This is a genomic window from Devosia sp. (assembly GCF_024707125.1).
GTDB lineage: Bacteria > Pseudomonadota > Alphaproteobacteria > Rhizobiales > Devosiaceae > Devosia.
The window spans coordinates 496495-521811 of sequence record NZ_JANQAH010000007.1 but is presented as its reverse complement, the minus strand read 5'-3'; the positions used below and the strand labels follow the sequence as shown (position 1 = coordinate 521811).

Sequence of the window (25317 nt, the reverse complement as noted above, 5' to 3'; positions counted from 1 at the left end):
GGTTTTGCCTCAGGTTTCGAAGGTCACTTTGCCGGCCATGTCGAATTCGTAGACATCGTCCCGGAAACTGACGACACCGTCACGGTTCGCCCAAGCGGAGATATACGTGGTGTGGATTTCGACCGGATTGCGGACGTCGACATCCTTGCGCTCACCTGTGGCGAACACATTTCCGACCTCCCCGCTGGCCCAGCCAGAGGTGTCGCGCAGAACCCATGATACGAAGTCCTGCACTTGGTCCACGCGAACGCAGCCTGAGGACAGGAAACGGGCATTGTCGCCGAACAGGCCTTTGGTCGGGGTATCGTGCAGATAGACCGCATGCGGGTTGTGGAAATTGATCTTCACATTGCCCATGGAATTGAGCGGGCCGGGATCCTGACGGAAGCGGTAATTCACGGCTTCTTCGGTCTGCCAATTGATGGAGCTGGGCTGCACCTCCTGGCCGTTGCCGTCGAGAATCCTGATCTTCTGCTCGGTGAGGTAATTCGGGTTCTCGTTCATATATTTGATGAGATCCCGCCGGATGATCGAGACCGGCACATTCCAGAACGGGTTGAAATTGATCTGGTGGATACGGCTCTTGAGGATCGGCGTTTGTCGGTCGATGCGCCCTACCACAGCCGTGTGACGCCGCTGAACCATCCCGCCTTCGACAACCTCGATGAACGCGGCAGGTATGTTCACCACCACATAGCGGTCGGCCAAAGCTGGGGCCATTGCCTGAACCCTCAGAAGGTTGAGGCGGAGCTGATGCAGACGCGCCTCCGCAGGAACGTTGAGCGCGTACCATGTCGGCTCATCGACCTGACCACTCACCTGTAGGCCATGTCGAGCTTGGAACCGGCGGAGGGCGGCATCTGTCGGGCCATCGAAGGCTTCGTCAACCTGATCCACCATGGCCATGTCGGCCGAAGACAGAAGTCGACGCTTGAGCTGAACGACACCATCGCGCCGCACGCCCATTGTTACGCCATAGGTCTCCTGCGGCACCTGTTCCCAACCACCGGCCATCACGAAGGGTTCGTATTGCGCGATCGCCATCTGCAGGTTGTTGGCGGTATCGTAGGACAGGATGGGCTCGACTGTTTCGATCGCTCGAATTGCGGCGGCACTGTTGGCCTCAAGCTCGGCGTCAGTGAGCGCTCTCCCTGGTTCATCATGCTCCAAAGGGACTGGGCTTGTGCCGGGGCGATTTGCGATAGCCCGGCGGCTCCTGCCGAGAGGAGCTGAAGGAAATGTCTGCGTTTCATGGCCTGATCGGATGGTTCAGTACAAAAAGGCGGGCGCCGAGGCGGTCAGAACCGCTGTCGGTACCCGATTGAGGACTAAGGATCAGATGAAGCGAGGAGGCCGCAGGAGCTTGTCGTACAGGGAGAGTTGGATATCGGCGTTCCGAGCAACAGCAGCGGCTACCCGCAGCGTGCTGGCCACGAAATCGAGGGTGTCCTCGAATAAGGCAACCGCTTGGCTTGCCTGACAGCAAGTGACGCAATGGTCGATATCGATCGCGGTATGGGCGTCATCGGTCGCGAGCTGGTGCTCTTGAATGCAAGGTTCCCCCAACGGCGCCGACGCCATCGCCTGATGCGAAGCCAAGGCAAAGGCGAGCAACGCCAGCAGCGTTAGCAGCAGTCGCTGACCAACCTTCACCCCGAACCGCCTCCCTCACGCAGACGCCAAATCGAGCACAACGAATGTACCAAAAATTAGGCAACAATTGGAGACCCTACAGTTTACGGGTTATGATTTGGTAACCCGCCGCAACAGGTGAGCGGCGACAAACTCGGCGTCTTTACTCACCCCAATGACAAGGGCGGACTCCCGGTTTCGCAGCCAAGGCAGGCCGACGGAATAGAGGCATTGAACTGGCGCCCCCCATCATGCGAGACCGGTCCCCGAGCACCCATTGCACCAGGCAGCTAAAGGAACGACCAATCGGTGCGATACCCCAGCGCCCAAAAGCCCCCCGCCCCCGCGAAGAGCGGTTTGAGCCTTGCTGGACCGTGATTATGTGACGCCGCGTGATAACCTGATGTGGTTGACCAGGGCACCGCCGAACAAAGCGACCACGCCGACTCCAATCCATAGGTCAGCGAAGTTGTTGGTAAAGATAGGTGAAATGGGGGCTCCCCAGCCGAGAAAGTCCGTGACTGAGCCAAAAATGCTGCGGTCCACGAAGTTTCCAAGGGCGCCTGCGATGATGAAGGCCAAGGCCAGCACTTCTCGACGGGATCGGGTTCGATACAGCCAGACCGAAAATGCGAAAATGAGCGACGCCGTGACAATGGCGACCAGAGCCGGAACAGCAGAGAACATGCCGAAAGACACACCGGCATTCTCAACCAGCCGGACCGAAAGGAATGGCGCAATCGGTATCGGCGAATCCAGAGTATCGAGATTGGTTCTGATACCCGCCTTTGCCGCCAGGTCCACTGCGATCAGCCCCGGTATCAGATAGAGCGAAACAGTTAGCTTCATTTTCGGATCAACCCATACATCTGCGGCTTGGCTACGACCTATAGCTACTAGAGGATCAAGCGTGCTGGTGATCACGGAGTCGCGAGAAACCTGGCTGTACCAATTGGCCGAGCTTCAACCGAATGTCCGCCAGGATCACTGCCACGAGACCGAAGGTTGCACCCGTCAGACAGCCAGTGCGCTTCGCCAGTGCGAACCCTGCCGGGAAGCTGGAGCATGGGCTTCGCGAACTTAGCATGAGCCACGAATGTCAACATTGGTCTGGATTGCCGCGAACTTCCGGCTTCATTTGAGGCGGCGTTGAACTGGAGTTTCTTCGACCTTGCGCTATGTGGTGGAGGGACGCCGGTTCTTCGTTTCAAGGTAGGAACCAAGCGTCCTCATCAGATGAGCGGCGTCGTCGCTAACACCCATCACCAGTCCAGAAGCGCGGTTGCTTTGCCACGGAAGGCCAAGGAAGAAGAGGCCCGGTACCGGCGAAACACCTTGGTCGTGCAATAGCTTTCCCGGCGGATCGAAAGCCTCCCAGATACTGAGGAATGACCAATCCGGTTTGTATCCGAGCGCCCAGACTATCCCGCCTGGCCGCACGAAAGTGCCGTCGTCGAAGAAGACCATATTTTCCTCCGCACCGACAGCCCTCCCCTTGATCTCTACGCCCATCGCGTCGAGGGCGCGCAAGCTGCGGTTTCGATCCGGAAAGGGATCGGTCTTTCGCATGAAGCGCCCGAAAACCGAGGCGCCTGACGCCCGAACCAGCCCAGTGACGTCCAGCCACCACCAGAGGCTACGGCCAAAGATGCACTCGGGTAAGAGCCGTCGCGGCCGGCCGGTGGCTAGGACGACCTTGCGCCGACCGACGGCAATCGCTGCTATGTCCCGGCCACTCGCACCATCGCCAACGATCAGCAAAGGATCGTTCGGAGTTGCGGTGCCGTTTCCGAAAGCTTCAGCCGCGATGTGAGGTATCTCCAGCCCGTTCGCCCAGCGCGGAACGACGGGGTCTTTGAAAGCCCCGCAGGCAACAACGATTGTGGCAGCATGGATTGTCTCGAAGCCGTCACCAGACACTGCAAAACCGCCGTCGGGTTTCCGGACGACCGAGGTGACCGTAGCCCCGCCAATGACAGGCATCCCATGCCGGCGTGCAAACGCCTCAAGGTAGTCACCAAACTCGTCCTTGTCGGGATATCCGTCCGGGTCGCCTTCCATCGCCATACCGGCAAGGGCGCTGTATCGCCGCGGCGTAAACAGGGTCAGCCCAAGATACCTGTTTCTCCAGCTATCCCCGATGCGGTCATTGGCATCGAGCAGCACAAAGTCGGCACCAGCGTTAGCGAGAAGACGACCCATCGCCAGCCCGGCTTGTCCGGCGCCTACCACCACTACATCGCGAACAGCGGGGCTGCTGACCATGAGCTACTCGATAAGCCGACGGAGTTTCGCCAAACGCGTCTCGACTGGCTCCTCCCCATCCAATGTCCCGAAGAAGTAGCCGTCGGCGTCAGCCAGTTGCACATTGGCACTGTGCTCCATCGTGTAGTCCCCACCATCGAGGGGGATTTTCTCGAAGTAGACGTAGCGAGCTGTCGCCATGGCACTCACGGCTTCAAGCTCTCCGGTCACTCCAACGATGCGCTGGTCGAAATAGGCGACATAATCCTTCATTACCTCGACCGTATCGCGCTCAGGGTCCACGGACACGAAGACCACGTTGAGCTTGTCGGCATCGGGGCCTAGGGCATCAAGCAGTTGAGACATCTCTGCCAGGGTCGTCGGGCAAACCTCCGGGCACTGGGTGAAGCCGTAGAACCAAGCGGAAGGCTTCCCGAGAAAATCTGACTGGGTAACTTCGGCCCCGTCATGGTTTGTAAGCTTAAAGGGTGTCGAATAGAAAGCGACACCCTGATCGAGGGATCTTTCTCGTGGAACGACGGTAAAATAGGTCGCAGCAACCGCCGCTACGGCGACGAGTGCCCAAAGGACGATCCTGACGTTGTGAAGAATGCCGGACTTCTTCACTGGGGGTGTTCTCCATGGCCAGGTGCAAGATCAGTCGAGCGCTCTTCGACCTTGAAGGTGATATCGATCCTCCCCGCTTTCTCGAAAATCAGGGTCGCGGGCAGTTCGTCGCCCGCTGCGTAGCGCTTGTCCGGTTGCACGAACATGGCATGAGTGCCGTTGTCACCGAGCCAGACAATTTCCCCTGCGGGCAATGGCAGCCCATCGGTCATCGGCTGCATACGGGCAATACCGTCGGTCACGGTAGAGCGGTGCAGTTCTACCTTCTCGGCTGCCGGGGTCTCAATGCCGACAAGTCGATCGTCTTCGGCCCCTTGATTGTGCAGGGTCACATATCCACCAAGCACTCGAGCGCCGGGAGGTGCCTCTTGGATCATCGGATGGTCGATGTACATTGTGCCAGAGGTGAAGTCGTGGGCCCCCGCCGCGAGGGGAGATGCCATCGCAATCGCGAGAATCGCCAGCAGCCTTTTCATAGTCTTTTCCTTAGCTCTCGCCACGCCAACCGAGGAGGCGCATAGCATTGATCGTTACCAGCACCGTCGCGCCGGTATCTGCCAGAATAGCGGGCCACAGGCCGGTTATGCCAAGCACCGTCGTCACCAGAAACACCGCCTTCAGCCCCAGTGCCAAGGTGATGTTCTGACCAATATTGGCCATCGTCGATTTGGATAGCGATATGAGATTAGCGACGTCTGTGACCCGGCCATGGAGGATGGCCGCATCCGCCGTTTCAAGCGCGACTTCAGTCCCTCCCCCATGGCAACGCCGATGTCAGCGGCTGCAAGGGCCGGCGCATCGTTGATGCCATCGCCGATCTTGGCCACGACCTCGCCGCTGGCCTGCAGCTCGCGAACGATTTTCTGCTTGTCCTCTGGCAAAAGTCCAGCCCTGACATCCATTCCCAAAGATGCCCCGATCGCTTTGGCTGTGCGTTCGTTGTCGCCGGTCAGCATGATCGTGCCGATACCCATGTTGCGGAGGGCCGCGACACCCTTGATGGCATCGGCACGAGGTTCGTCGCGGATGGCAAAAATGCCCGCAAGCGTATCTCCCACGAGAAGCACAGACACCGTCTTGCCCTCGTCGTTGAAGGCATCGATCCGAGAGAGGATTTCTGCAGGTATCGCCACGCGCTCGCCCGCCGTTTTGGGCGACGCAAGAAAGACCGTTTCACCTCCGACGCTTCCGGTGACGCCCTTGCCGGGGACTGCGGCTATGTCGAAAGCTGGTGGTATCGGCGCCTTTTCCGCCTTGGCCTTTTCAACGATCGCCAAGGCGAGTGGATGGTTCGAGCCTGTCTCGATGGCCGCCGCCATGGACAGCAGCTTGCTCTCGCTGCGGTCAATGCCGACGATATCGGTGACCTTCGGCTTGCCTTCCGTCAGGGTACCGGTCTTGTCCATTGCCACCATGGTGACTTTGCGGAACTGCTCCAGCACCGCACCGCCTTTGAGAAGCAGACCGCGACGAGCGCCCGATGACAAGGAGGCGGCGATGGCCGCGGGGGTGGAGATGACGAGCGCACAGGGACAGCCGATCAGTAGGATGGCGAGGCCCTTGTAGACCCACTCATCCCACGATTGCCCGAACAGCAAGGGCGGTACGATTGCCACAAGTGCGCCCACGACCAACACGCCAGGCGTGTAGTATTTCGAGAACCCGTCAATGAAGCGTTCGGTAGGGGCTTTGCTCTCCTGCGCCTCCTCAACGAGAGCGATCACGCGAGCGATCGTATTGTCGGTGGCGCTGGCGGTGACCTTGATTTTGAGAGCGACGTCGGTGTTGATTGTGCCAGCGAAGACTGCATCACCGGGCCCCTTCGACTTCGGCACGCTCTCTCCGGTGACGGGCGCTTCGTCAATGGCACTGCGCCCTTCCACAATTTCACCGTCTGCGGGAATGCGATCGCCTGGGCGAACGAGCACCACTGCCTTCAATGCCAGATCTGCAGCCTGGACTTCCTTGACCCCCTCGTCCTCGACCAGCAGCGCAGTGCGAGGAACTAGATTGGCGAGGTTCTTGATGCTGGCCCGCGCTCGCTGGGCCGCCACACCTTCGAGCAGTTCTCCGATGAGGAACAGCAGCACGACGGTAGCTGCCTCCTCGGTGGCGCCGATGATGACGGCACCAATCGCCGCGATCGACATGAGGGTTTCGATGGAAAACGGGGTTCCGGCCATTGCGCCCGCTACGGCCCGACGGGCGATCGGTACCAAGCCAGCGAGCAACGCTACCAAGAAGGCCCAATGCCCGATCTCGGGCACCACTTGGCCCACGATATAGGCCGCAAGAAGGGCCGCCCCGCAACCGAGCGTCATCGTAGCCTTTTTGGTCCGCCACCACGGCACGCCTTCCTCAAGATCGTCAGCATGGGAATGCAATTGCCCGCTGGACGATCCCTTGCCGCCGTGATCATGGTCATGGTCATTGTGATCGTGACCCTTGAGCTCGCTCTTTGTCGCCGCCTTTTCTGGACCCACCAGCGCCTTCGTCGGATAGCCGAGATTGGAAACGCGGCGGGCGATGTCAGCCAGATCAATGGGTTGGGAATGCTTGACCGACATGGTGCCGGCGACGACGGACACGGACACGTCCTCGACCCCAGAAATCCTGCGTACTGCCGTGTCCACTTTGGTGGCGCAGCTGGCACAATCCATGCCTTCGACACGGAAGCGTATGGTGTTCGAATCTGGTTGCATGTCACCGACTCCTTGCGTATTCGGCATTCTTGCTACAACCTCTAGCCACTATAGGAGCAAGCGAAATTGAGTCACGGGATCGCGATCGGTAGGGTTTCCGAATCCAGCGGCGTGAAGGTGCCGACTATCCGCTACTACGAGCAAATCGGGCTTCTTGCTGCGCCACCCCGTACGGAGGGCGGCCGACGCACCTATGACCGCAAGGACGTGGAGCGCCTGAGCTTCATCCGCCATTCCCGTGAGCTCGGCTTCGATATTGGCGAAATCCAGACGCTGCTGACCTTACAGGATCGCCCGGATCAGTCCTGCGCCGATGCGGACACCATCGCGAAGGCCCGCCTCGCCGACGTCAGGCAGAAGATAGCGAGTCTAACCGCACTGCAGAACGAGCTGGAGCGCATGGTAGAGGGATGCAGCCATGGACGGGTCGAGACTTGCCAAGTGATCGAAATCCTGGCGGACCATGGCAAGTGTCGCCATCACCAGCACTGCGACTGAGTGCGACGAGAAGCGACATGGTCTTGTCACCGCCACCGAGGTCAAAAGGAGGGATGAAATTTGTCCTCCCAATTATGATCGGCGCTCTTTTGGCGCCGTCGGCTGCCGCCATGAACAACCTTCCCGTGGAGATCGTCGACGGCGTATCAGTCGAGGCCGCGTGGGTGCGCGCCATCCCCGGCGACACCATGTCGGAGGTTTTTCTGGTGGTGAACAACACCACCGAGAGCCCCGTAAGTGTTTCCGGAGTGCGGTACGCGGGTAACAATGCCGGGATGCTAGTCTCTTCGTCCGGCGAAGCACTTGGTACAATCACAATTCCGGTGCATGCCGAGCTCTATATGACGGAGGGTGGTGTTCGAGTCCTGGTCGAGGGACGCTTTGACGTGAGCAATGCGCCCATTCTGCAGCTCGAGCTTTCGGGCGCGCCGACGGGGCCATTTCGCGCCTCAATTCTTGAGGTTGACCAGCCCCTGCCCGACCACCACGACTACGTGCACTAAGGCAGTCCGATACCTTTTTACAAGGTCGACATAGCTGGTGAGGGCCCTGGTGGACATGGCCCCAAAGGGTCAAGCGGCGCAGCGCCCGGTACAGTCCTGTTGAAGACGTAACGCTTCTCGCAGACGTCCCACAGAGGCGGCCGACGCGTAGTCTCGAAAAGGTCGCTTCCAACTTTCAGGTCCCGCCAGAAAGCGATATGCGGGCTGGCGGCATTCGCAGTCAGATTTGGCTCGGTCATGCGGAAAGGCAGCAGCTGTATCTGGAACGAGCCGTTGCCTCGGAAGGTCTCGCGCGCCAGCGCATATATCTCCTTTATTCCGTCATCCGTCATGGCGTAGCAACCCACCGACAGGCAGTCGCCGTGCACCATGAGATAGCTACCGGTGCGGTTCCAAGCCTGGTCGAATTTGTTGGGGAAGCCGACATTGAACGACAGGTAGTAATTGGATTTGGGGTTCATCAGCGCCGGCGTGACGTCATAGAAGCCCTCCGGTGACTGATAGTCACCTTCCTTGACCTTCGGCCCCAAAGCGCCTGACCATTTACAGATCGGATATGTCTTGAGCAGCTCGAAATCACCGGTGGTGGTCCTCTTCCAGACTTCAAGCTCCGAACTTTGTTTGAAGACGCGGATCACCATGGGCTCGGTCGGCGATGAGCCGATGGCGGCGAGCTTGTCGACCAACGCTTTGGGCAGCGGAACGTTGTGACGGTTGTCGCCGACGAACTGGCTGCATGCGCTCAATGCCAATGCAGCCATAAACAGGAGCGCTGCGCGCAGAAAGACGGTCGCCATAGCTGGCCTCCAGTGTGAGCGCTGAGGCTACTAGCCTCGGAGTTACCGTGGCGTAACCCGCCATGGTGCGCTCGGTCGTTTCGCGAGATTATCTCCTGATCGTGATCGTGATCGTGATCGAGCAAATAAGCGGCCGCCTTCCCCTGTTTGGCGAGGCGAAAGTGTTGCGATGGCTGTGTGCCGCTTGTCCTTCCACAAGGAATAGGTTTCCCGTCAGTCGGCCTTGGCGACTTCGGCGCTAACGAGATCAGCAAGCTGCTGTGGCCCAAAGTCGACCAGCTCCTGCCCGTTCACGTAAAATGTCGGGGTTTGCTTGATTCCGAGCGTTTCGAGATCGCTTTTTTCTTGGCTGATCCTCGCTGTCACATCTTCGCCCTGGGCGTCTACCTGAGCCTTCTGAAGATCCAGCCCAGCTGCGGCTGAGGCCTGCCAGGCCAGCTCAAGGTTGGGCGAACCGTGCGCTGCCCAGGCGGGCTGTGCTGCAAGCATTGCCTCCAAAACGGGGATAAGCATGTTTTGTTTGCGCGCCGCTTCAAGGATGCGCACCGCCTCCTCGGAGCCTTCATGCAGTGGCGCATAGCGCAGAACCAATCGCACCTTTCCAGGGTAGCGGTCCATGATCTGCTTCACGATCGGGTAAAAAGCCCGGCAAGCCTCGCAGCTGGGGTCGAACCACTCGACAATGGTTACTGGTGCGTGCTGCTCCCCGACGACGATCGAATCGAAACGGACCAGACTGCTGGTCTCGACGGTCGTCGCCTGGGGAGAGGTTGATCGCGAATAGACCAAGGTTGCGACGACAAAGACGGCAACCGCGACGGTCGCGGTGGCAATAAGGAGAAGACGTCGGTTCAAGATCAGGATCTCCGAAGGGCTAGGACAAGCAGGAAAACAATCGCTGCAAAAGTCAGAAGCGAGAGGACTGGTAGCGGCAAGATGCCGAAAATTGTCATGGCAGCGTCGGAACAGGACGGTCCGTTGGCGGTGCAGGGCTGTATGGACTCTGGGATGAAGCCGTAAAACAGCGCGGTGTGATAGGCCGCAATGAGGGCCCCGGAGACCGCAAGGGGAAGCGAATAGAATGGTCCATTCTTATCCCCGAAATAGATACCGACACCCAAGATCGCTGGGAGCGGGAACATCGCGATGCGCTGATACCAGCAGAGCACACATGGCGTTTGCCCCATCACTTCGCCGATAAATAAGGCCCCAAGCGTCGCAACGAGCGCCAGCACCCATGCCGTGAAGAGCCAGGTCCAACTTCTTGCATCCGCTTTCGTAGGCATCGTCGCTCCTATTGCTGGCGATGAGTCTTACGACCTCTAGCCGCTCTAGGAGCAAGAGGTTTTTCGTCTCACACGCCACTACGAAGATTCACTCCGGCAGCAGGCCGTCATAAGCCTAGATGCAATTCATTCCCACTTGCAAAAGCTACGCATTCACGATCTAGTTGCGAACCAATTGCAATAAAGGTGAATGCATGAGCCCGGATGAGCCAACCGATATGGTCACGCGTCGAGGTCTTTTGCTCGGCGGTATCGCGGCGGCGGGAGGAACGGCGTTATTGGCCACTTCTGTGGGCGCCCAGCCTATGGCTGGTCACGAAATGCCCCCCTCATCAGAGAGTTCGCCTCAACCTTCAAATCCCTATTCGGCACCCGGTGCTCATGACGGCGCGCATGGACAGATGATGACCGTGGGGTCGGTGGATCCTCAGCGCAACGGTTTCGATCCGTCGACCATGCTGACGGACTGGGATTTCGGCACTCTGTCTGAGGGCGAAGACGGCAGGCCGCTACGTACCTTCGAGGTCGAAGCCATCGACAAGGAGATTGAAATCGCCCCTGGCGTTATGTTCCCCGCCTGGACGTTCAACGGCAGAGTTCCGGGGCCCGCATTGAGAGCCAAGGAGGGTGAGCGCCTGCGGATCATCTTCCGCAATTACGGCTCGCATCCGCACTCCATGCATTTTCACGGCATTCATTCTTGGCGCATGGATGGGGTGCCTGGTGCCGGACTGATCAATCCCGGCGAGGAGTTCATCTACGAATTCGACGCGAAGCCTTTCGGCTGCCATCTCTATCATTGTCATGCCCTGCCGTTGAAACGGCACATGCACAAGGGCATGTACGGCGCCTTCGTCATCGATCCCGATCCTGAACTGCATCCCGAACTGGCCGAGGTCGCCCGCTCTCGGCTCCATGGTACACCTGAAAACGCAAGGTGGCAGGAACTGGTCATGGTGATGAATGCGTTCGACACCAATTTTGACAATGAGAACGAGTTATACGCGGTCAACACGGTTGCTCATGCCTATTCGAACCGGCCAATTCGCATTGAGAAATCACGACCAGTTCGGATCTACTTGGTGAACGTGACCGAGTTTGATCCCATCAACTCCTTCCATCTCCACGCAAATTTCTTCGACTACTACGACACCGGCACGACGCTTACACCTACCCTAAAGACCGTGGACCTAATCATGCAATGCCAGGCGCAACGAGGAATCCTCGAGTTCAACTACGCCAATCACGAAGCCGGTCAGTACATGTTTCACGCCCATCAAGCCGAGTTCACCGAGCTGGGCTGGATGGGAATGTTCGACGTGGTGGAGCAATAAAAATGAACGAAGTAGCCCCCCAATCGGCCATTTCCACCTCCGATCGAATCCGGCGCTTTTTGTGGCTGTTGGCGCCCCTGCTCGTCCTCGCGATCACGATAGCCTGGATTGCTGCAGCCGACCCGCTCAAAAACTTCAACAACGGCGCGCCTCCCGTTGAGGCGGTTACCTTCGAACGCACTGTTCTCAATAGCGCCGGCATGCAGTTTCAGATCCGAGCCGGCGGCTCGGAAGCGATGACCGTCGCCCAGGTGCAGGTTGATGACGCCTACTGGATGTTTACCATGACACCTGCCGGTCCACTGGCCCGCGGCTCGACCGCCTGGATCAGCATTGCCTATCCTTGGGTCCTCGGTGAAGCGCATCGGATCAAGATCGTCACGCAAACGGGCACCACCTTCGAGCACGAGATCGCCGTAGCGGTGCCGACTCCGGAAGCGACGCAGGGGCAATTGCAACAACAGGCAATCGTCGGTGCCATTGTCGGAATTCTGCCAGTGGCGATCGGCTTGATGTTCTACCCCGCGATGCGAGGTATCGGCGCCACAGGAATGAGCTTCGTCCTGGCCCTTACCGTGGGCTTGCTGACCTTCTTGCTCGTGGACATGACATTTGAGGCGCTGGAGCTTGCAGCGGAGGCGGCAGCCATATTTCAAGGCCAGGCGATGGTTCTGCTGGCTGCGCTGTCCACCTTCCTGTTGCTGATGGCAATTGGCAGGCGCGCCGGGCGCCCCGAAGGCATTGCCCTTGCTTCCTACATCGCCATTGGGATCGGCTTGCATAACTTCGGTGAAGGTCTGGCAATAGGCGCCGCGTTCGCCGCTGGATCCGCAGGCTTAGGTACCTTTCTCGTGCTGGGTTTCGCAATCCACAACGTAACGGAAGGCATTGGAATTGCTGCGCCGATGGTCCGGAATAGACCCTCCCTCTGGGTCTTCGTCGCGTTGACACTCCTCGCCGGGGCGCCGGCCGTTTTAGGCATGTGGCTTGGCAGTTTATCCTATGCACCACAGTGGTCAGCATTGGCGCTTGGTGTTGGAGCTGGTGCAATCCTTCAGGTCATGGTTGAGGTAACGTCTTACTTCCTTCGCACCACTCGCCAGGAAGGGAAATACTGGCTGACTCTTCCAGTGCTCAGTGGCTTCCTCATCGGCGTCGCGTTCATGTACGTTACAGCTGCCCTCATAAAGGTCTAGATGGCGTTGCGTGTGGCGTTGCCTTTAGTGGCGGCTTCAGACTTTCCCCGGCTCCAGGGCATAGCTTTTAGCGCGTATCAAACGGAGGCGGCTTTTGGGCACAGCAAGAGAGAAGGCTTAGGTCCAAAAAGCGTTCGATGCGCGCCCCTGCTCGGATTTGGGGTGGGAGGCGGATTGGCAGCGAATGAGCGGATGAGAGTTGAAGCGGACTGCCTCTAGCCGCGACCCTCCGTTGGCACGTCCCCGAAATTGCGCTAACTTGAGGAATGACCAAGACTTCGCTTCTTTGGCCGGGAGTGCCCTTAGCACTAGGCTCGGCAGTCCTCTTCGGCGCTTCAGCACCGCTTTCCAAGCTTCTGATCGGCTCCGTCGATCCATGGCTGCTCGCAGGTATCCTATACCTCGGTGCTGGCGTCGGCCCGGCCATCGTGCACGTGGGTCGTCCGCTGATCGGCCTGCAGTCTCCGGAGGCATCTCTGAAGCGCGGTGATCTGCCTTGGCTGGCGGCGGTGATCCTGTTCGGCGGCATGCTGGGACCGATGTTCCTCATGCTCGGGCTATCCCAAACGAGCGCAGCATCCGGATCTTTATTGTTGAACCTCGAGAGCCTGGCCACGATGGCCATCGCCTGGATCGTGTTCCGCGAGAACGTCGACCGCCGGCTGATCCTTGGTGCCGCAGCCATCCTCGCTGGAGCCGTCCTGCTATCGTGGACGGGTACGGGCCTCAGCCTCGATACCGGCAGCCTGTTTATCGCGGCGGCATGCCTGAGCTGGGGTATCGACAACAACCTAACCCGCAAGTTGTCGTCCGCCGACCCGGTGCAGATCGCCATGATCAAGGGTTTGGTCGCCGGATCGACGAACCTTGTGCTCGCGCTTTCGCTGGGTGCCAGCCTGCCCGGCGTCGGCCTGATCGGAGCCGGTGCCGTCGTCGGCTTCCTCGGGTGTCGGTGTCAGCCTCGTCATGTTCATGCTCGGGCTGCGACACCTAGGCACGGCGAGGACGGGCGCCTATTTCTCCCTCGCGCCTTTCATCGGCTCGGTGCTTGCGATCGCGATCTTCCGGGACGCCATCACTTGGCAGCTGGTGGGCGCCGGGACACTGATGGCGATCGGACTGTACCTGCACCTGGCCGAACGGCACGACCACGAACATGACCATGAAGCGCTCGAGCACGACCATGCTCATACCCATGACGAGCACCACCACCACACCCACGAAGGCCCGATAACGGAACCGCACTCGCACTGGCACCGGCACGAACCGTTGCGGCACAAGCACCCACACTATCCCGACCTTCACCATCGCCACGGGCACAGCCACGGCTAGTGTTCAACTTGCTCGTCGCCCTCTAGCGGGCACGGCTGCTTACGGCAACTTCTTGGCGACTGCCGATGTCCTGTATGGGGTCGGAAGCTAACCGACAACAATGGTTGATCACAACGTTGAAAGCCGAAGGCGGAAACCTCGTTGAGGATCTACTAACCTCCCGTCAGAAGCTCCTCTGGACTCAAGGTCCACGAATCAATGTCCTGGTCGATAATGCCCCAGTTGGCCTCAAGCTCTGGCAGATCAATGGAAGCGACCGCGGGGAGGTCAAGTGCCTCAAACTGGTCACCCTGGTAAACGGCGAGCGTCGCGACGCCGGAATCCGCAAACCAAAGCCCGATACGGTCGCTGAGCTCCTTTAGAGCCTTCAGGACTTCCCTCGCGTCGCGCATGTCGAACTGCTCTAGGCCTTTACCTAGGCGGCTCTCGGCGTTACCGGCATGGGCAATGTGCGTGGAGGTGTGCTCGCTGATCTCGTCAAGTTGGGCCAGACGGCTTTCAAACAGGTCAAAAACCATAGGGTCGATCAGGTCTAGCTCGGTCCGGTCGGCCGGTTTGACCCCGCTCAAATAGTCGAAATCCCTGTGAGCAAAATCACTTTGCATAAGTGCAGGGTCACCCCAGATCGGCATTCCATTGGCAGCCTTCAACGTTTCCCAGTTTACTTGCTGCAATTTTTCGAGGTCGTAGCGAGCCATCCGAAGCTTCTCGACGTAGACACGGCGGGTGAGCTTAGGCTGAACAGCCTTGATGTCACTAAGGATTGCCCGGAGCGAATTCACCCCCCGAGGTCCCCGTATCGGCCCATCGTCCAAGAGCTTCCGGGCACCCAGGAGCAAACTGGACCAATATCCTTTCGCTAAGAGATTGAAGAGCATCTGGTTGAGAGTAGCGGCGTCGTCTTGCGGATTGTTCGCCCGTTGCCGTTGATTGGCCAGATAAACTATGCTGATCGCGGTGCGAAATGCGGCATAGTCCCAGAGCATGTCGTCCATGATTGTCTGGATACCTGTTACCTCGTCTTTGAAAGCAGACTTCCAATCCGCCAAGCGTGCAGCCAAGGCTGCGTCGGCCTGTTTCCCCAATTTGCCCCTCCTATCGTGGCTGCGTCCCGATCAGAACTCCCAAACTATTTCAGCGAGGAATTTATCGCCGCCAAAAGCTTGGTCCAACCGGAACGTTCCGCTTCGGACAGATCGGCCGAGCCGTGCTCCCTGGTCCAGCGCATGTAGGCCTTCGCGAGCTTGTACTTCGAGAATGCAGAGCCGCCTTTTGTAGCAAGAATGTCAACCAAGGGTGATGTCGGAGATGCAGCAGCCTCAGCGGTGACATCAATTCCGAGTTCCTTCGCAGAGATCGCGATGAGGGTGTCTCGAAGCAGGTCCTCGATCTCAGCCTTTGGAATTTTCGGGGCAGTGTAGTCGGCAGTCCGCAGAATGCGCTTCGCTCCAAGCCGGTGTACGAGGATTTCCTGGCTGGCTGCCTGATCGCCAGCATTGTCCGAGTCCAAAAGCGCTGCAACCTTCAGATTGTGCGCCGTCAGAATTGTGGCGAAATAGACCACCTTGCTGGCAGTATTGCTGGGCACGATCGCGATCTTTTCACTCAAACCTGTGAGGCCATCGGCAACGAACATTTGTGATGTCGCCTCAACATACCAATAGTCTGTAAGTCCCTCGCAGATCAGATTTCTCTGGCTCGCAAACAGGCTCTGAGCCAGATCGTAGCCGAGGGCTTCCTGCAGCGGGAGTAAAGCAGCAGGATCACTTGAGGTAACCGATGTGTGAACTTTGGTCCCAACCTCGCGATCGGTCATCTCCACGACACGCACGATATCAAGCTCGTCAGGACCAACGAGAAATGGTGAGTGCGTGGTGTAGATGGTCGGGTTCTTGGTGGCGAGACGGCTGATGGTGTTGCGGAAATCTCGCTGCTTAATCGCGTGCAAGCTGACGCCAGGCTCGTCCAAGAGGAGAATTGAATTGGCATGTTCCCCTTCGGCTTCGGAGAAGAAGACAACGAAGAACGAAACCAGCCACTGGAACCCCTCAGAACGTTGGTCCAACTCGACCTCAACGCCGACACTGTCTTCGACGACAACCTTGAGATACTGGCCATCGGCTATCAAGCGCAGCTTACTGGCCTCACCCTTCCCCTCGTCAGGATTCCAGATTTCCTTGATCTCACGTGACAACCGCACGCTGGCGGCATTGAGCTGATAGTTTCGACTATCCAACTGTTCACGCACACGATCTAGACCCGCTTGATCGTGGGAGGCCGGCGAACTCACTTTTCCTAAATCGGACAGCTGCCGAGCGGTGAACCCCAGGAGCTTCAGGAGACAGCTGTTTCCATAGTCGTATTGCTCGTCGTCGAGGTCGTTGTTCTCGAGCCGGGCGGCCAGATGCTCGAGGTGGATGTTCGGCCGAACGCGAAAGATGTTGCTGAACAGTATGAACTTGGGCACTCGCTTGTACAGCTCAGCACACGCCTGTTGATAGGCCCTATAGACTTCGATCTTCGCGATCAGGTCCTCGTGTCTCTTGGTTTCGCGAGCGTCATCCTCGTCCACCAAGGCAATGTTGTTCTCGAGCCAAGAGATCAGCGAGGTCGCAGGCGTGCCGGTGACCGAAGTGTAGTCCGCCCAGCCGCTAACTAGCTGGGTCAAAGCGGCTGTCGCGGGCTTTGCGATATCGCCGCGATCCATGTGCGCCGCCATGCGCGCCAGATCAATCTTGAAATCTTTGTAGTACGGTGTCGCCGGTGCTGACGTGCAATGATATCGCAAAGCGTCATCGAGGTATCGCGTAACGACAAAAACGTTGCCCGCGCTGCCAAAGCCATCGGGCAACAATGCCAGATCGTCGGAATCGAGCGCAAATTGACCGATAACAACCTTGACGCTTCCGGGCTTCACCTTTCCGGTTGCGATGTCGTTGTACAGAGCCCGCGGGTAGTCTCTCAGCGGATTCAAGGGGCGAACCGTCGCGGGGGGCTTTAACCTCTGGAGAGCCTGTAGCACCGCCGTTTTGCCCGCCTCGTTCGGGCCCACCAGGATGGTCTTGATCCCCTCGATCTCGAATTCGCCGGTGTCTCGAATGCTGCGATAATTCTGGACCTGCGCCTTAAACAGCTTCACGTCTCTTCCCCCAATCGTCCTATCGATTTCGTCACGCTATTTCCTGCGCGTTCGACACCCTCGGAATTCTCGAAACCAAACGCAAAGATGTGGTCTGCTGATGAGCAAATCAATCGGGTTACTCAATAAGTTTTCTGCGTCGAGCTCGACTAGAGGATGCGGCCATTGTCAGGCGCTTCTTACTCGCCCTCCTATACACCTAGGACTAGCTCAGCTTCGCATCCAACCATTTTCTGGCGACGATACCCTTGCTCGCAACGGCGTTCTCTGGTCGTTCCGACGCAGTCGTCGTGACGGGCTCACTCCTCGCACACGCCACCGTAATTATTTGGAGCCATCTCGATCGTCAGCATAATCCGGCAAAGTCAGGACCCGCTATATTTCAACGATAAGGCCCGGATCGTATCCGGCCACTCTCTCGTGCCGGTACCCCTTTGGATTACACCTAACCTTGGTAACCCCGATACTGTAGTTGAAGGACGAGTGCGTGTGACCATGAATCCAGAGGTTCGGCTGGTTGCGCATGATGACGTCGCTCAAATCCGAGACGAATGCGGCGGTTACTGGATCCTTGGCGAATTCTGGTGCTATCGATAGCGGGTGCGGAGCGTGATGGCTAACCACCACTCGAGGGCCGATATGGCTCGCTAGCACCTGATCTAGCCAATACCGGGATTGGAAATGTTGCATTCGGGCCAGATGGGGTGTCCACGTTTCAGATGAGTTCTCCCTGGTCCTGATGAGACGAAAATCGTTAAGCCCGCGGCCGGCCTCAGCCATAGCATTCTCTCTCTTCGCCAGATCGTCTCCGGCGAGAATTGCGAAGTCAGACCACAACGTCGTTCCCGCGAATAGAACGCCATCAATGGTCACTGCGGCATCGTCGAGGAGATCAATGTCGAACTGGATCGCGGCAATTCTGGCCCTCTCACGATCTCGCTCCATGGTGCTCTCGAGGTTGTAGAATTCATGGTTGCCCATGACGAAGACCACCTGCATGTGCGGTCTGATGTGCTGGGCCAACCAACACACGCTGGCGACTGGATCGGATTCGACGATGTCGCCAGCGCAGATGCAAAGGTCCGCTTCCGGTATTGTGGGAAAAACCTGTTGGATGGGGTGGTCGACGTTAGGGATATGGGTATCGCTAAAAATCCAGCCTCTCATGGCAAAGCTCCGCCTTACCCTACAGGACAGGGGTGAAATTCGTGGTGGTGGGGTGGATTTAGAAGTGGGCAGGAGGGCGAACTCCCCTGCCCGATCAACAGCTATCGTGTAGGCAGGGTGACGCCGAAGCGCTTGCGCAATCTGGCGAATTCGACACGCCGATTGAGGACCTTCGCGATTTCGCCGAGGACATCGTCGGCATCGAGATCGTGCTGCGCCGAGAAGTTATCTGCCGCATCTAGAAGGCGATCGACCTCCTCCCGTGCGTGACCGCCGAGCACACCCGCAGAGTATCCAATGAAGCTGCTCATTCTGCTGCCTCGTTCGTTGCCACGGTAGCCGTCGAGGTAAAACCGTCGACAATGTCATTCACCTCGTCGCCGGACAGGTAGCGACGCGCGCAGAGTTCATCGGCCAGGCGCAGCAAGACACCCTGGTTTTCTTTCAGGATGGTCGCAGCCCGCTGTTCGGCGGCCTCCAAGCGCTTGCCGATCGCGCTCAACAATGCTCCGCCGGAATAGAGACGGTCAGCCGGCTGCCCGAGGACAAAGGCAGGGCCAAAAACGCCCAAGCCGTATTGGATTTCAAGCTTGCGCGCCAATTCCGTCGCACGCGCCAAGTCTGACGAAGTGCCGTTTCCTGCCCCGATGCTTGCACTCCCGAGCACGAGGATTTCCGCAGCGCGACCCGCCAGCGCAACGACGATATGACGTTCGACCTCCGATGCTGTCATCGTTCCGCGAATTTCTGCCTGCAGCTCGGCTTCACCGCCGTTTGCGTGAAGGGAGACCCCCACTACATCCCCAGCGCCGAGGAGAAGCGATGCCAGCACATGGCCGGCTTCATGCAGCGCGACGCGCCCGAGATGGTCTTCTAGAAGTGCATGTCGCCCGTTCCAGATTTGGGCAAGAAGATCGTCAACCTCAATATCGCGGCGAGCACGTCGGGCTGCCGCCCTGCCGCGACGAACCCAGGCCTCGACGTCGGCGCCGGTGGCACCACGTGACGCCATGGCTATTGGCATCAGGTCGACATCAGCGAGAACTGCCTCACCGAGGTGAAATCTGAAGATTTTCGCCAGCGAAGCCAGGTCGGGCTTTTCCAATTCGATGTGGTGATCAAGCCGACCTGCCCTGACAATTGCTGGGTCGATCCGATCTGGATGGTTGGTCGCTGCGACTACCACGACGCCTTCCCTGTCCTCGACGCCAGCCAGACATTCGAGCAGCAAATTGACGATCTGGCTCCAGTATTCGACATACTCGCCGCTGATCGTCGAGCGATTGCTGATGCCGTCAATTTCATCGATGAAAAGAACGGCGGGTGCCGCACGCTTGGCCTGGCCAAAGACGTCTCGGATGGCCTGCAGGGTGCCGGACAAATAGCTCGCAGCGTTCCAATCTGCGACGGACGTCGCAATCAGTGGTACATTAGCTGACTTCGCCAGTGCCTTGGCGAACTGCGTTTTTCCAACGCCAGGAGGACCACTGAGCAGCAGGCCGCTATGGTCCACATCAGACCAGGCAAGGCGCCCTGCCCGGTACTCAGTGATGTCGTGGATGAGCTCGAGCCCCCAGTCCTTCGCCTCTCCATATCCCGCCAACTGTTCAAGCGCGGGGCCATCAATGTCGACGTTCGTCTTCTTGCCGACCATTTCAGCGAGGCGCTCAAGGCACAGTTCGGGCGTCAGGTCTCTGTGGATGGCCAAGGACAGGTCAGTGTAGTCGATATTCCGGAGCAACTGGTCATCGATCTCGCCGCCATATGCGGTACCTGTGATTGCTTCCAAGACCAAGCTGAGGGACCACCGGTCGATTGGTGGGATCGACAGCTCGTACTGCATCATGCGCATGAGGCTGCTCGGCAACTGCTTCTTCGGCGAAGGGGCGATGCCGACGATCGGCCAGCTCCGGCTTCGGGCCTCGATCACCTCGCTATTGCCGCGGCTGGGCATGTGCGATTTTTCGGAGCCATCTCGTGCAACAACGTGTCGGCGATTTGGAGCCGCGGGCAAAATGCATGCGGTGACGACGTCGCTGATCTGCTCAACCATGTCTGATGTGCGCGTGTTGATTACAACGACAGGACACTCCTTGCGCAGAAGACGCGCCAGTCCCTTGTGCTGAGCGATTTCACGGGCAATCAGAACGGCGGCCATTGCCACGTCCGCACGCATTTGTGGGGAGGACTTGCCCTCGTCCGCGTCCAGGTCGTCGAGGACCGTATCAACCAGATTGTTGTGAACGTGATTGCCCCGCAGCATGCTTCTCTTCATCTTGATGCCTTCGGCCTGAGCCAGGGAGTCCAGGTAGGCGCGCGCGAGGATGTCAGCCTGCGCTTGGTCGTGGGCGGATGTCTCTTGCATCACGTCCTCCATAGCTAGCCGCTGCTGGCCACGGAGTGTCGCGGTCAGTTCAAAGCGGCGGGATTTTCTGGGAGGTCACGTGCTGCATACGTGAGCGATTGTTAAAAAGAACAAATAGAGAACATTGTCAAGCAGCAATGTAGCTGGGAAAAGTTGTGTTTCCGCCTGACCCGAAGTCTGGTTAGGGGGCGCTTGCTTCCGAATGGGTTTACTGATTGGAGGGCGTGGTCATTTGAGACTTCAAGAGACCCCTTGAGCGGGCTCCATCCAAATCACTCACACTCATGATTTTTTTGGGTTTTTGGATTAGATCGTTTGGACCTTTCATAGTTTCGGGAGACAATAATCTGAATGGGCGACTACGACATCGTCATTAAACGTGCACTCAGGCAAGGTTCGGATCAGTTGTGCCATTTTCTAGAGATTCCGACCTCGGGGGATTTGGACACGCAAGCCGTGTATGAGCATGAGCGGCGTGCAGACCTTCTGCGCATTTCAGAAGACAAAAAAAGTACACATCAGGTCGAATTCCAAACGCGGCACGACCCGCTTATGCCGTTTCGGATGCTCGAGTATTTTACCACGATTGTTCGAACCGAGGGCCAAGTCCGCTACGGAGACAACTTTCGCTCAAAGAGCACGCGAAACGCATTGCGCGAGATAAACCTTCACCAAACGGTTTTGCACCTGACGGGCGGCGCGGGTCAGCGCCAGTTTCTTCGATCTAGCAACCCGTTTGGTATGGGTACAGTACATCGCTACCGCAATCGGTATTTATCCGAGATACCCTACAATCAATTCCGCCATTCCGATGGCGCGCTCGATATCATTTTGAGTCTGTTTTCCGAAGACGCGGCACACTTTGATCCAGTGCTAATTGTCCACGACACCATAGAGGCACTTGAAGCAAAATTCGGCAGTGAACTCACATCTGACAAGAAGATCGCATACAGAAATCTTTATGTCCTATCCACTCTACGAGGCTTATCCCTCATCGTTCTTGAAAGGTACCATCAATTGGAGTTGACAATAGACATTGTAAACGAGGCAAATGTTGTAAAAACCAACCATCAGCTTCTGAAAGATGCCCAAGACGCCTTTCGCCAGGCCAAACTTTCGCGTCTGAAAAGCCTCATCGAGCAGATCACTCACGGACCCATTGAGCGAACTCTCGACGAACGGCTCCAGGAAGCGTCCTTCTTAACCCTTGAGGACCTGCACGATGATCTGACTATTCATGGACCGGAAGTGGCCATCGCGGCGTTTTTGGACAAACGACATGCCTTAGGTCCAACGCGCTAAATGGGGCCATCTGACGGCCTCCACATGGCCCGTTCATCAAAGCCTGAGATGCCACAATTTGATGCTCTTGGGATCATCATCGCCGAATCTCCGCAAGCTGGATCTATATGTTCATATGACGCTAGGCTTGCGACCGCGTCCGGATATCACAGCTATCGATGGCGAAGTTGGTGCGTTTCTGGCAGCAGGAGGAACGGTAGAAGAGCTTCGCGGCATTCTGGGAGCGTGCACGATGGCGAAGTCTCTGTCGCAGGCCCCATCCGTCAGACTTAAAGCCGCCGCCAGTTTGCGCCCTCCTATTTGGGATTCAGATGAGCTGGGCGCTGGCAAACAAGGAGTGGCAAGGCGAGGGGTGCCCCGCCTGCAACGGTGGCAACTGCCAAAGCCATTGGCGAGCTCGAAGGAATTCAGCGTCGCCTCCTAACTTAGGTAGTGGGTTCAAAGTTCACCAATCCTGTCTCAACCAACAGGGCCTGAGAAAGAGCGAGAAGCTTGCTCTCATCAGCATTAAGTTTGTCGCCGGAAAGCGAGCCATGGATATCGCTGGCGAGCCAAGCAGCCATAATCATATAGCTGGTCTGCAGAGCGTAGAGATTGCGGGACAGTTCACCTCGATAAACAGGGAGTAACGAGGGCGCTCGCTCCTCCCCGATTTCGATCACAACGAAATTCTTGAGGAGTTCTGCCTGCGACACGTGCGCCGCCCCACTCAGGTCACCGTAGACGCGCCCCATATCGCGAAGAACGCCAATAGTGGCATGCGGTGTTTTCGCATCCTTCCGGCGCCCTGCGGTGTATTCCTCGACTGCGGCGATGATCTCATGCTGTTGGCGCAATAGCGTCGCTGCTTGAGGGTAAAGCCCCTCGACAATGGCCGTTTCAGCAAGTGGAATACCTTGCAGGAAGTGGGCGATTAAAGTGGCCTGCCCCTGAGCATCCACCCTTTCCTTTGGGATCGGCTTTCCTGCCACTCGGGAAAGAAAATTGACCAGCGCACTATAGGCTGACGCGTGCGCCTGGCTCAAATCCGCCCAGTCATCCTCTTTCTTGAACAGATCGCGATTTCCCTGCGATTGCTCCGCATGCTGTCCACGGTAGATCGCAACGGGGCCAAGTGTTTTTTCTCCGATCGATCCCATCTTCGACATCCAATCCTTGCCGATGGCCCAATCACCCATTTTCTCTCCCCCCGTCGTCATAAATCATAGAGCGCCCAGGCTAGGCACCCGTAAAGGATCACATTGGCAGTAGCACCAACGGCCCCCAGTTTCGCATGAAAGATAGCCTACAATCCCACAGGCGCACGGGTACCAAACTCAGATTCCAACCCATGTCCCTCCGGTGCAATCGATAAACGCCGATTTCGTCGTTGGCAGGCTCGTTACAACCGTGGGGTACTTATCTGCTCCATGAGACAACAACGCCCGATCACCAAATTACTTCCCTTGGTGCCTGACGAGTCGCTGGGCGGCTAGCCGCTGCTGGCGATGGAGCGTCGGGGTCAGCTTGCAACGGCGATTTTTGGGGAGGTCACGTGCGGCATACGTGAGTACAGCAAAATAAGAACAAATAAAGAACTTCGTCACGCAGCGATCGCTGTGGTCGAGCTGCCGCCTAGCCTCTTGGCGCTGTTCCGCGCCTAGATGATAGAACTCGAAAGGTAATATTGGAGAGAGTCGATGACAGCTTTTGACGTGCAGAATTCCCTGCGAGGACAACTATTGACCAGAGGCGATGACAACTAATGGGGTAAACCACTACAGAGTTCTGGGCGTCTTAGCGCGGGAGAGTGACAGCTTATGAGGTAAGAGACATTGAGCCGCAACAATATCAACTGCCAAGGCAGCGTGGATAAGTTTGTGCGCCCATCCGGGGTCATCCTCACGAATTTTCCTTGCGCGTGTTGAAATCCGGGCGTCTCGTTCGTCGCGAAGGCATATTCCCTGAGGAGGACCTTCGAATGGAACGGCACTATGGTTGGGTCATTGTCGCAGCCGGCGCAGTGATCACTTGTTTGGCGATGGGCGCGATGTTCGCCCTGCCTGTCTACCTTCAGCCCATCGCGGAAGAAACCGGCTGGACCCGCGCTGGCATTTCCGGCGCCATGACGGTGGGTTTCATCGTCATGGGTATTGCCGGTTTTCTTTGGGGCACGCTGACCGACCGCATCGGCGCGCGGCCGGTGGTTCTGGTCGCGGCCGTCCTGCTTGGGCTTGGTCTCTTTATTGCCAGCCGCGCCAATGATCTTCTGGTGTTCCAGTTTGCCTATGGCGGGCTAGTTGGCGCCTCTGGTGGCGCTTTCTTCGCCCCCTTGATCGCAACCACGCTTGGCTGGTTCGACAAGCATCGGAGCCTGGCGGTCTCGCTCGTCTCGCTCGGCGGCGGTATCGCCCCGATGACGATCACGCCGCTGGCGACAGTGTTGATCGCTAACTATGGCTGGCGCAATGCCATGATGATGACAGCGATTGCTGCTGCAGCGCTCATCATTCCGGCGGCTTTCCTGATCCGCCGCGCACCCGCGGTCATGGCCGAAGCGCCGTCACCGGGCAGCGATATTGCCCCGGCCGAGCCTCAGCCGACCAATATGGGCGCGATCTTCCGCACGCCTCAGTTCTTCATCCTGGCCGGCGTCTTTTTCCTCTGCTGCGCCGCGCATTCAGGCCCGATCTTCCATACGGTTAGTTATGCCATGCTCTGCGGCGCCTCGGCGCTGGCCGCGGCCAGCATCTATAGCGTCGAAGGTTTTGCTGGGCTTTTCGGCCGCGTCATCTTTGGCGTCCTGGCCGACAGGATCGGCGTCAAACGCGTCATCGTCATTGGTCTCGCGATGCAAGCCATTGGAATTTATAGCTATATCTATGTCAGCGAGCTGCCGCATTTCTATATGCTGGCTGTGGTGCTGGGCCTCGTCTATGGCGGCGTGATGCCGCTCTATTCAGTGCTGGCGCGTGATTATTTCGGGCCCAATGTCATGGGCACCGTGCTCGGCGGTATCACCATGACTTCGTCCATCGGCATGGCTTTTGGGCCGGTTGGCGGCGGTTGGCTGTTCGATACTTTCGGTGACTACCACTGGCTCTACGTGGCTTCGGCGGCCGTCGGCCTCGCCGCTGCGGCGCTTGCCTTGGCTTTCCCGCCCAAGAGCACAAAGGAAACGCCGGCAGAAGCACTGCCGGCGTAATTGAGGCGA

The 25317-nt window shown here is 58.0% G+C and carries 21 protein-coding genes and 2 pseudogenes; 7 read left to right on the top strand and 16 right to left on the bottom strand.

Features of this window, described 5'->3' with window-relative positions; translation table 11 throughout:
• Window positions 1-9: 9 nt before the first annotated feature.
• From NVV77_RS07790 to NVV77_RS07760, 7 genes and pseudogenes are all read right to left on the bottom strand, one after another.
• Entirely contained in the window at window positions 10-1170 is a 1161-nt protein-coding gene (locus tag NVV77_RS07790; protein ID WP_295411884.1) for a L,D-transpeptidase family protein, read from the bottom strand.
• A gap of 165 nt (window positions 1171-1335) precedes the next feature.
• Complete coding sequence (locus NVV77_RS07785; protein ID WP_295411883.1) at window positions 1336-1653, bottom strand: hypothetical protein; 318 nt, start codon at window positions 1651-1653, stop codon at window positions 1336-1338.
• A 357-nt stretch (window positions 1654-2010) separates the two neighbouring features.
• Window positions 2011-2481, bottom strand: a complete 471-nt coding sequence (gene lspA, locus NVV77_RS07780; RefSeq protein WP_295411882.1) for a signal peptidase II — start codon at window positions 2479-2481, stop codon at window positions 2011-2013.
• A gap of 327 nt (window positions 2482-2808) precedes the next feature.
• On the bottom strand, window positions 2809-3897 hold the full coding sequence (locus NVV77_RS07775; protein ID WP_295411881.1) for an NAD(P)/FAD-dependent oxidoreductase: 1089 nt from the start codon (window positions 3895-3897) through the stop codon (window positions 2809-2811).
• A gap of 3 nt (window positions 3898-3900) precedes the next feature.
• Complete coding sequence (locus NVV77_RS07770; protein WP_295411880.1) at window positions 3901-4503, bottom strand: SCO family protein; 603 nt, start codon at window positions 4501-4503, stop codon at window positions 3901-3903.
• Window positions 4500-4979: a copper chaperone PCu(A)C gene (locus NVV77_RS07765; protein ID WP_295411879.1), complete on the bottom strand. Its 480-nt coding sequence runs from the start codon at window positions 4977-4979 to the stop codon at window positions 4500-4502. Before NVV77_RS07765 ends, NVV77_RS07770 begins: the two co-directional genes overlap by 4 nt.
• A 10-nt stretch (window positions 4980-4989) precedes the next feature.
• A pseudogene (locus NVV77_RS07760) lies at window positions 4990-7205 on the bottom strand (heavy metal translocating P-type ATPase).
• Window positions 7206-7271: 66 nt separating this feature from the next.
• Between NVV77_RS07760 and NVV77_RS07755 the strand changes: the two are divergent.
• Both NVV77_RS07755 and NVV77_RS07750 read left to right on the top strand, forming a co-directional pair.
• Complete coding sequence (locus NVV77_RS07755) at window positions 7272-7703, top strand: helix-turn-helix domain-containing protein (RefSeq protein ID WP_295411878.1); 432 nt, start codon at window positions 7272-7274, stop codon at window positions 7701-7703.
• 53 nt (window positions 7704-7756) lie between these two features.
• Entirely contained in the window at window positions 7757-8206 is a 450-nt protein-coding gene (locus NVV77_RS07750) for a hypothetical protein (RefSeq protein WP_295411877.1), read from the top strand.
• Window positions 8207-8223: 17 nt separating this feature from the next.
• Here the strand turns inward: NVV77_RS07750 and NVV77_RS07745 are convergent, their stop codons facing one another.
• From NVV77_RS07745 to NVV77_RS07735, 3 genes are all read right to left on the bottom strand, one after another.
• Complete coding sequence (locus NVV77_RS07745; RefSeq protein WP_295411876.1) at window positions 8224-9003, bottom strand: murein L,D-transpeptidase family protein; 780 nt, start codon at window positions 9001-9003, stop codon at window positions 8224-8226.
• A 213-nt stretch (window positions 9004-9216) separates the two neighbouring features.
• Window positions 9217-9858, bottom strand: a complete 642-nt coding sequence (locus tag NVV77_RS07740; protein ID WP_295411875.1) for a thioredoxin domain-containing protein — start codon at window positions 9856-9858, stop codon at window positions 9217-9219.
• A gap of 2 nt (window positions 9859-9860) precedes the next feature.
• The gene (locus NVV77_RS07735) at window positions 9861-10289 is read right to left on the bottom strand and encodes a disulfide bond formation protein B (protein ID WP_295411874.1); all 429 of its coding nucleotides are present in this window, start codon (window positions 10287-10289) and stop codon (window positions 9861-9863) included.
• Between the two features lie 194 nt (window positions 10290-10483).
• Between NVV77_RS07735 and NVV77_RS07730 the strand changes: the two genes are divergently transcribed.
• From NVV77_RS07730 to NVV77_RS07720, 3 genes and pseudogenes are all read left to right on the top strand, one after another.
• On the top strand, window positions 10484-11623 hold the full coding sequence (locus tag NVV77_RS07730) for a multicopper oxidase domain-containing protein (protein ID WP_295411873.1): 1140 nt from the start codon (window positions 10484-10486) through the stop codon (window positions 11621-11623).
• A gap of 2 nt (window positions 11624-11625) precedes the next feature.
• Window positions 11626-12819, top strand: coding sequence for a ZIP family metal transporter (locus tag NVV77_RS07725; RefSeq protein WP_295411872.1), 1194 nt, complete (start codon window positions 11626-11628; stop codon window positions 12817-12819).
• A 266-nt stretch (window positions 12820-13085) separates the two neighbouring features.
• A pseudogene (locus tag NVV77_RS07720) lies at window positions 13086-14151 on the top strand (DMT family transporter).
• Window positions 14152-14303: 152 nt separating this feature from the next.
• On the opposite strand, the gene NVV77_RS07715 reads toward NVV77_RS07720, so the two are convergent.
• The 5 genes from NVV77_RS07715 to NVV77_RS07695 form a co-directional block, all read right to left on the bottom strand.
• Complete coding sequence (locus NVV77_RS07715; RefSeq protein WP_295411871.1) at window positions 14304-15236, bottom strand: hypothetical protein; 933 nt, start codon at window positions 15234-15236, stop codon at window positions 14304-14306.
• Between the two features lie 44 nt (window positions 15237-15280).
• On the bottom strand, window positions 15281-17290 hold the full coding sequence (locus NVV77_RS07710) for an AAA family ATPase (protein WP_295411870.1): 2010 nt from the start codon (window positions 17288-17290) through the stop codon (window positions 15281-15283).
• 375 nt (window positions 17291-17665) lie between these two features.
• The gene (locus tag NVV77_RS07705) at window positions 17666-18457 is read right to left on the bottom strand and encodes a metallophosphoesterase (protein WP_295411869.1); all 792 of its coding nucleotides are present in this window, start codon (window positions 18455-18457) and stop codon (window positions 17666-17668) included.
• Window positions 18458-18558: 101 nt separating this feature from the next.
• Window positions 18559-18768 (bottom strand): hypothetical protein, encoded by a 210-nt coding sequence (locus NVV77_RS07700; RefSeq protein ID WP_295411868.1) that lies wholly within the window; start codon window positions 18766-18768, stop codon window positions 18559-18561.
• Window positions 18765-20822: an AAA family ATPase gene (locus NVV77_RS07695; protein ID WP_295411867.1), complete on the bottom strand. Its 2058-nt coding sequence runs from the start codon at window positions 20820-20822 to the stop codon at window positions 18765-18767. The genes NVV77_RS07700 and NVV77_RS07695 overlap by 4 nt, the downstream gene beginning before the upstream one ends.
• A 351-nt stretch (window positions 20823-21173) precedes the next feature.
• Here NVV77_RS07695 and NVV77_RS07690 point away from each other — a divergent pair, with 351 nt between their 5' ends.
• The gene (locus NVV77_RS07690) at window positions 21174-22124 is read left to right on the top strand and encodes a hypothetical protein (protein WP_295411866.1); all 951 of its coding nucleotides are present in this window, start codon (window positions 21174-21176) and stop codon (window positions 22122-22124) included.
• A 425-nt stretch (window positions 22125-22549) separates the two neighbouring features.
• On the opposite strand, the gene NVV77_RS07685 is transcribed toward NVV77_RS07690, so the two are convergent.
• A complete protein-coding gene (locus NVV77_RS07685) occupies window positions 22550-23302 on the bottom strand; it encodes a hypothetical protein (protein ID WP_295411865.1) in 753 nt (250 codons plus the stop codon).
• A 782-nt stretch (window positions 23303-24084) separates the two neighbouring features.
• On the opposite strand from NVV77_RS07685, the gene NVV77_RS07680 reads away from it, so the two are divergent.
• Window positions 24085-25308, top strand: a complete 1224-nt coding sequence (locus tag NVV77_RS07680; protein ID WP_295411864.1) for an MFS transporter — start codon at window positions 24085-24087, stop codon at window positions 25306-25308.
• Window positions 25309-25317 lie beyond the last annotated feature (9 nt).

What these genes read in the sequence shown, in the direction of transcription:
- lspA (WP_295411882.1), bottom strand. Translation starts at nt 2,481, where the DNA reads ATGAAGCTAACTGTTTCGCTCTATCTGATACCGGGGCTGATCGCAGTG.
- NVV77_RS07775 (WP_295411881.1), bottom strand. Translation starts at nt 3,897, where the DNA reads ATGGTCAGCAGCCCCGCTGTTCGCGATGTAGTGGTGGTAGGCGCCGGA.
- NVV77_RS07765 (WP_295411879.1), bottom strand. Translation starts at nt 4,979, where the DNA reads ATGAAAAGGCTGCTGGCGATTCTCGCGATTGCGATGGCATCTCCCCTC.
- NVV77_RS07750 (WP_295411877.1), top strand. Translation starts at nt 7,757, where the DNA reads ATGAAATTTGTCCTCCCAATTATGATCGGCGCTCTTTTGGCGCCGTCG.
- NVV77_RS07745 (WP_295411876.1), bottom strand. Translation starts at nt 9,003, where the DNA reads ATGGCGACCGTCTTTCTGCGCGCAGCGCTCCTGTTTATGGCTGCATTG.
- NVV77_RS07735 (WP_295411874.1), bottom strand. Translation starts at nt 10,289, where the DNA reads ATGCCTACGAAAGCGGATGCAAGAAGTTGGACCTGGCTCTTCACGGCA.
- NVV77_RS07730 (WP_295411873.1), top strand. Translation starts at nt 10,484, where the DNA reads ATGAGCCCGGATGAGCCAACCGATATGGTCACGCGTCGAGGTCTTTTG.
- NVV77_RS07725 (WP_295411872.1), top strand. Translation starts at nt 11,626, where the DNA reads ATGAACGAAGTAGCCCCCCAATCGGCCATTTCCACCTCCGATCGAATC.
- NVV77_RS07705 (WP_295411869.1), bottom strand. Translation starts at nt 18,457, where the DNA reads ATGAGAGGCTGGATTTTTAGCGATACCCATATCCCTAACGTCGACCAC.
- NVV77_RS07700 (WP_295411868.1), bottom strand. Translation starts at nt 18,768, where the DNA reads ATGAGCAGCTTCATTGGATACTCTGCGGGTGTGCTCGGCGGTCACGCA.
- NVV77_RS07695 (WP_295411867.1), bottom strand. Translation starts at nt 20,822, where the DNA reads ATGCAAGAGACATCCGCCCACGACCAAGCGCAGGCTGACATCCTCGCG.
- NVV77_RS07690 (WP_295411866.1), top strand. Translation starts at nt 21,174, where the DNA reads ATGGGCGACTACGACATCGTCATTAAACGTGCACTCAGGCAAGGTTCG.
- NVV77_RS07685 (WP_295411865.1), bottom strand. Translation starts at nt 23,302, where the DNA reads ATGGGTGATTGGGCCATCGGCAAGGATTGGATGTCGAAGATGGGATCG.
- NVV77_RS07680 (WP_295411864.1), top strand. Translation starts at nt 24,085, where the DNA reads ATGGAACGGCACTATGGTTGGGTCATTGTCGCAGCCGGCGCAGTGATC.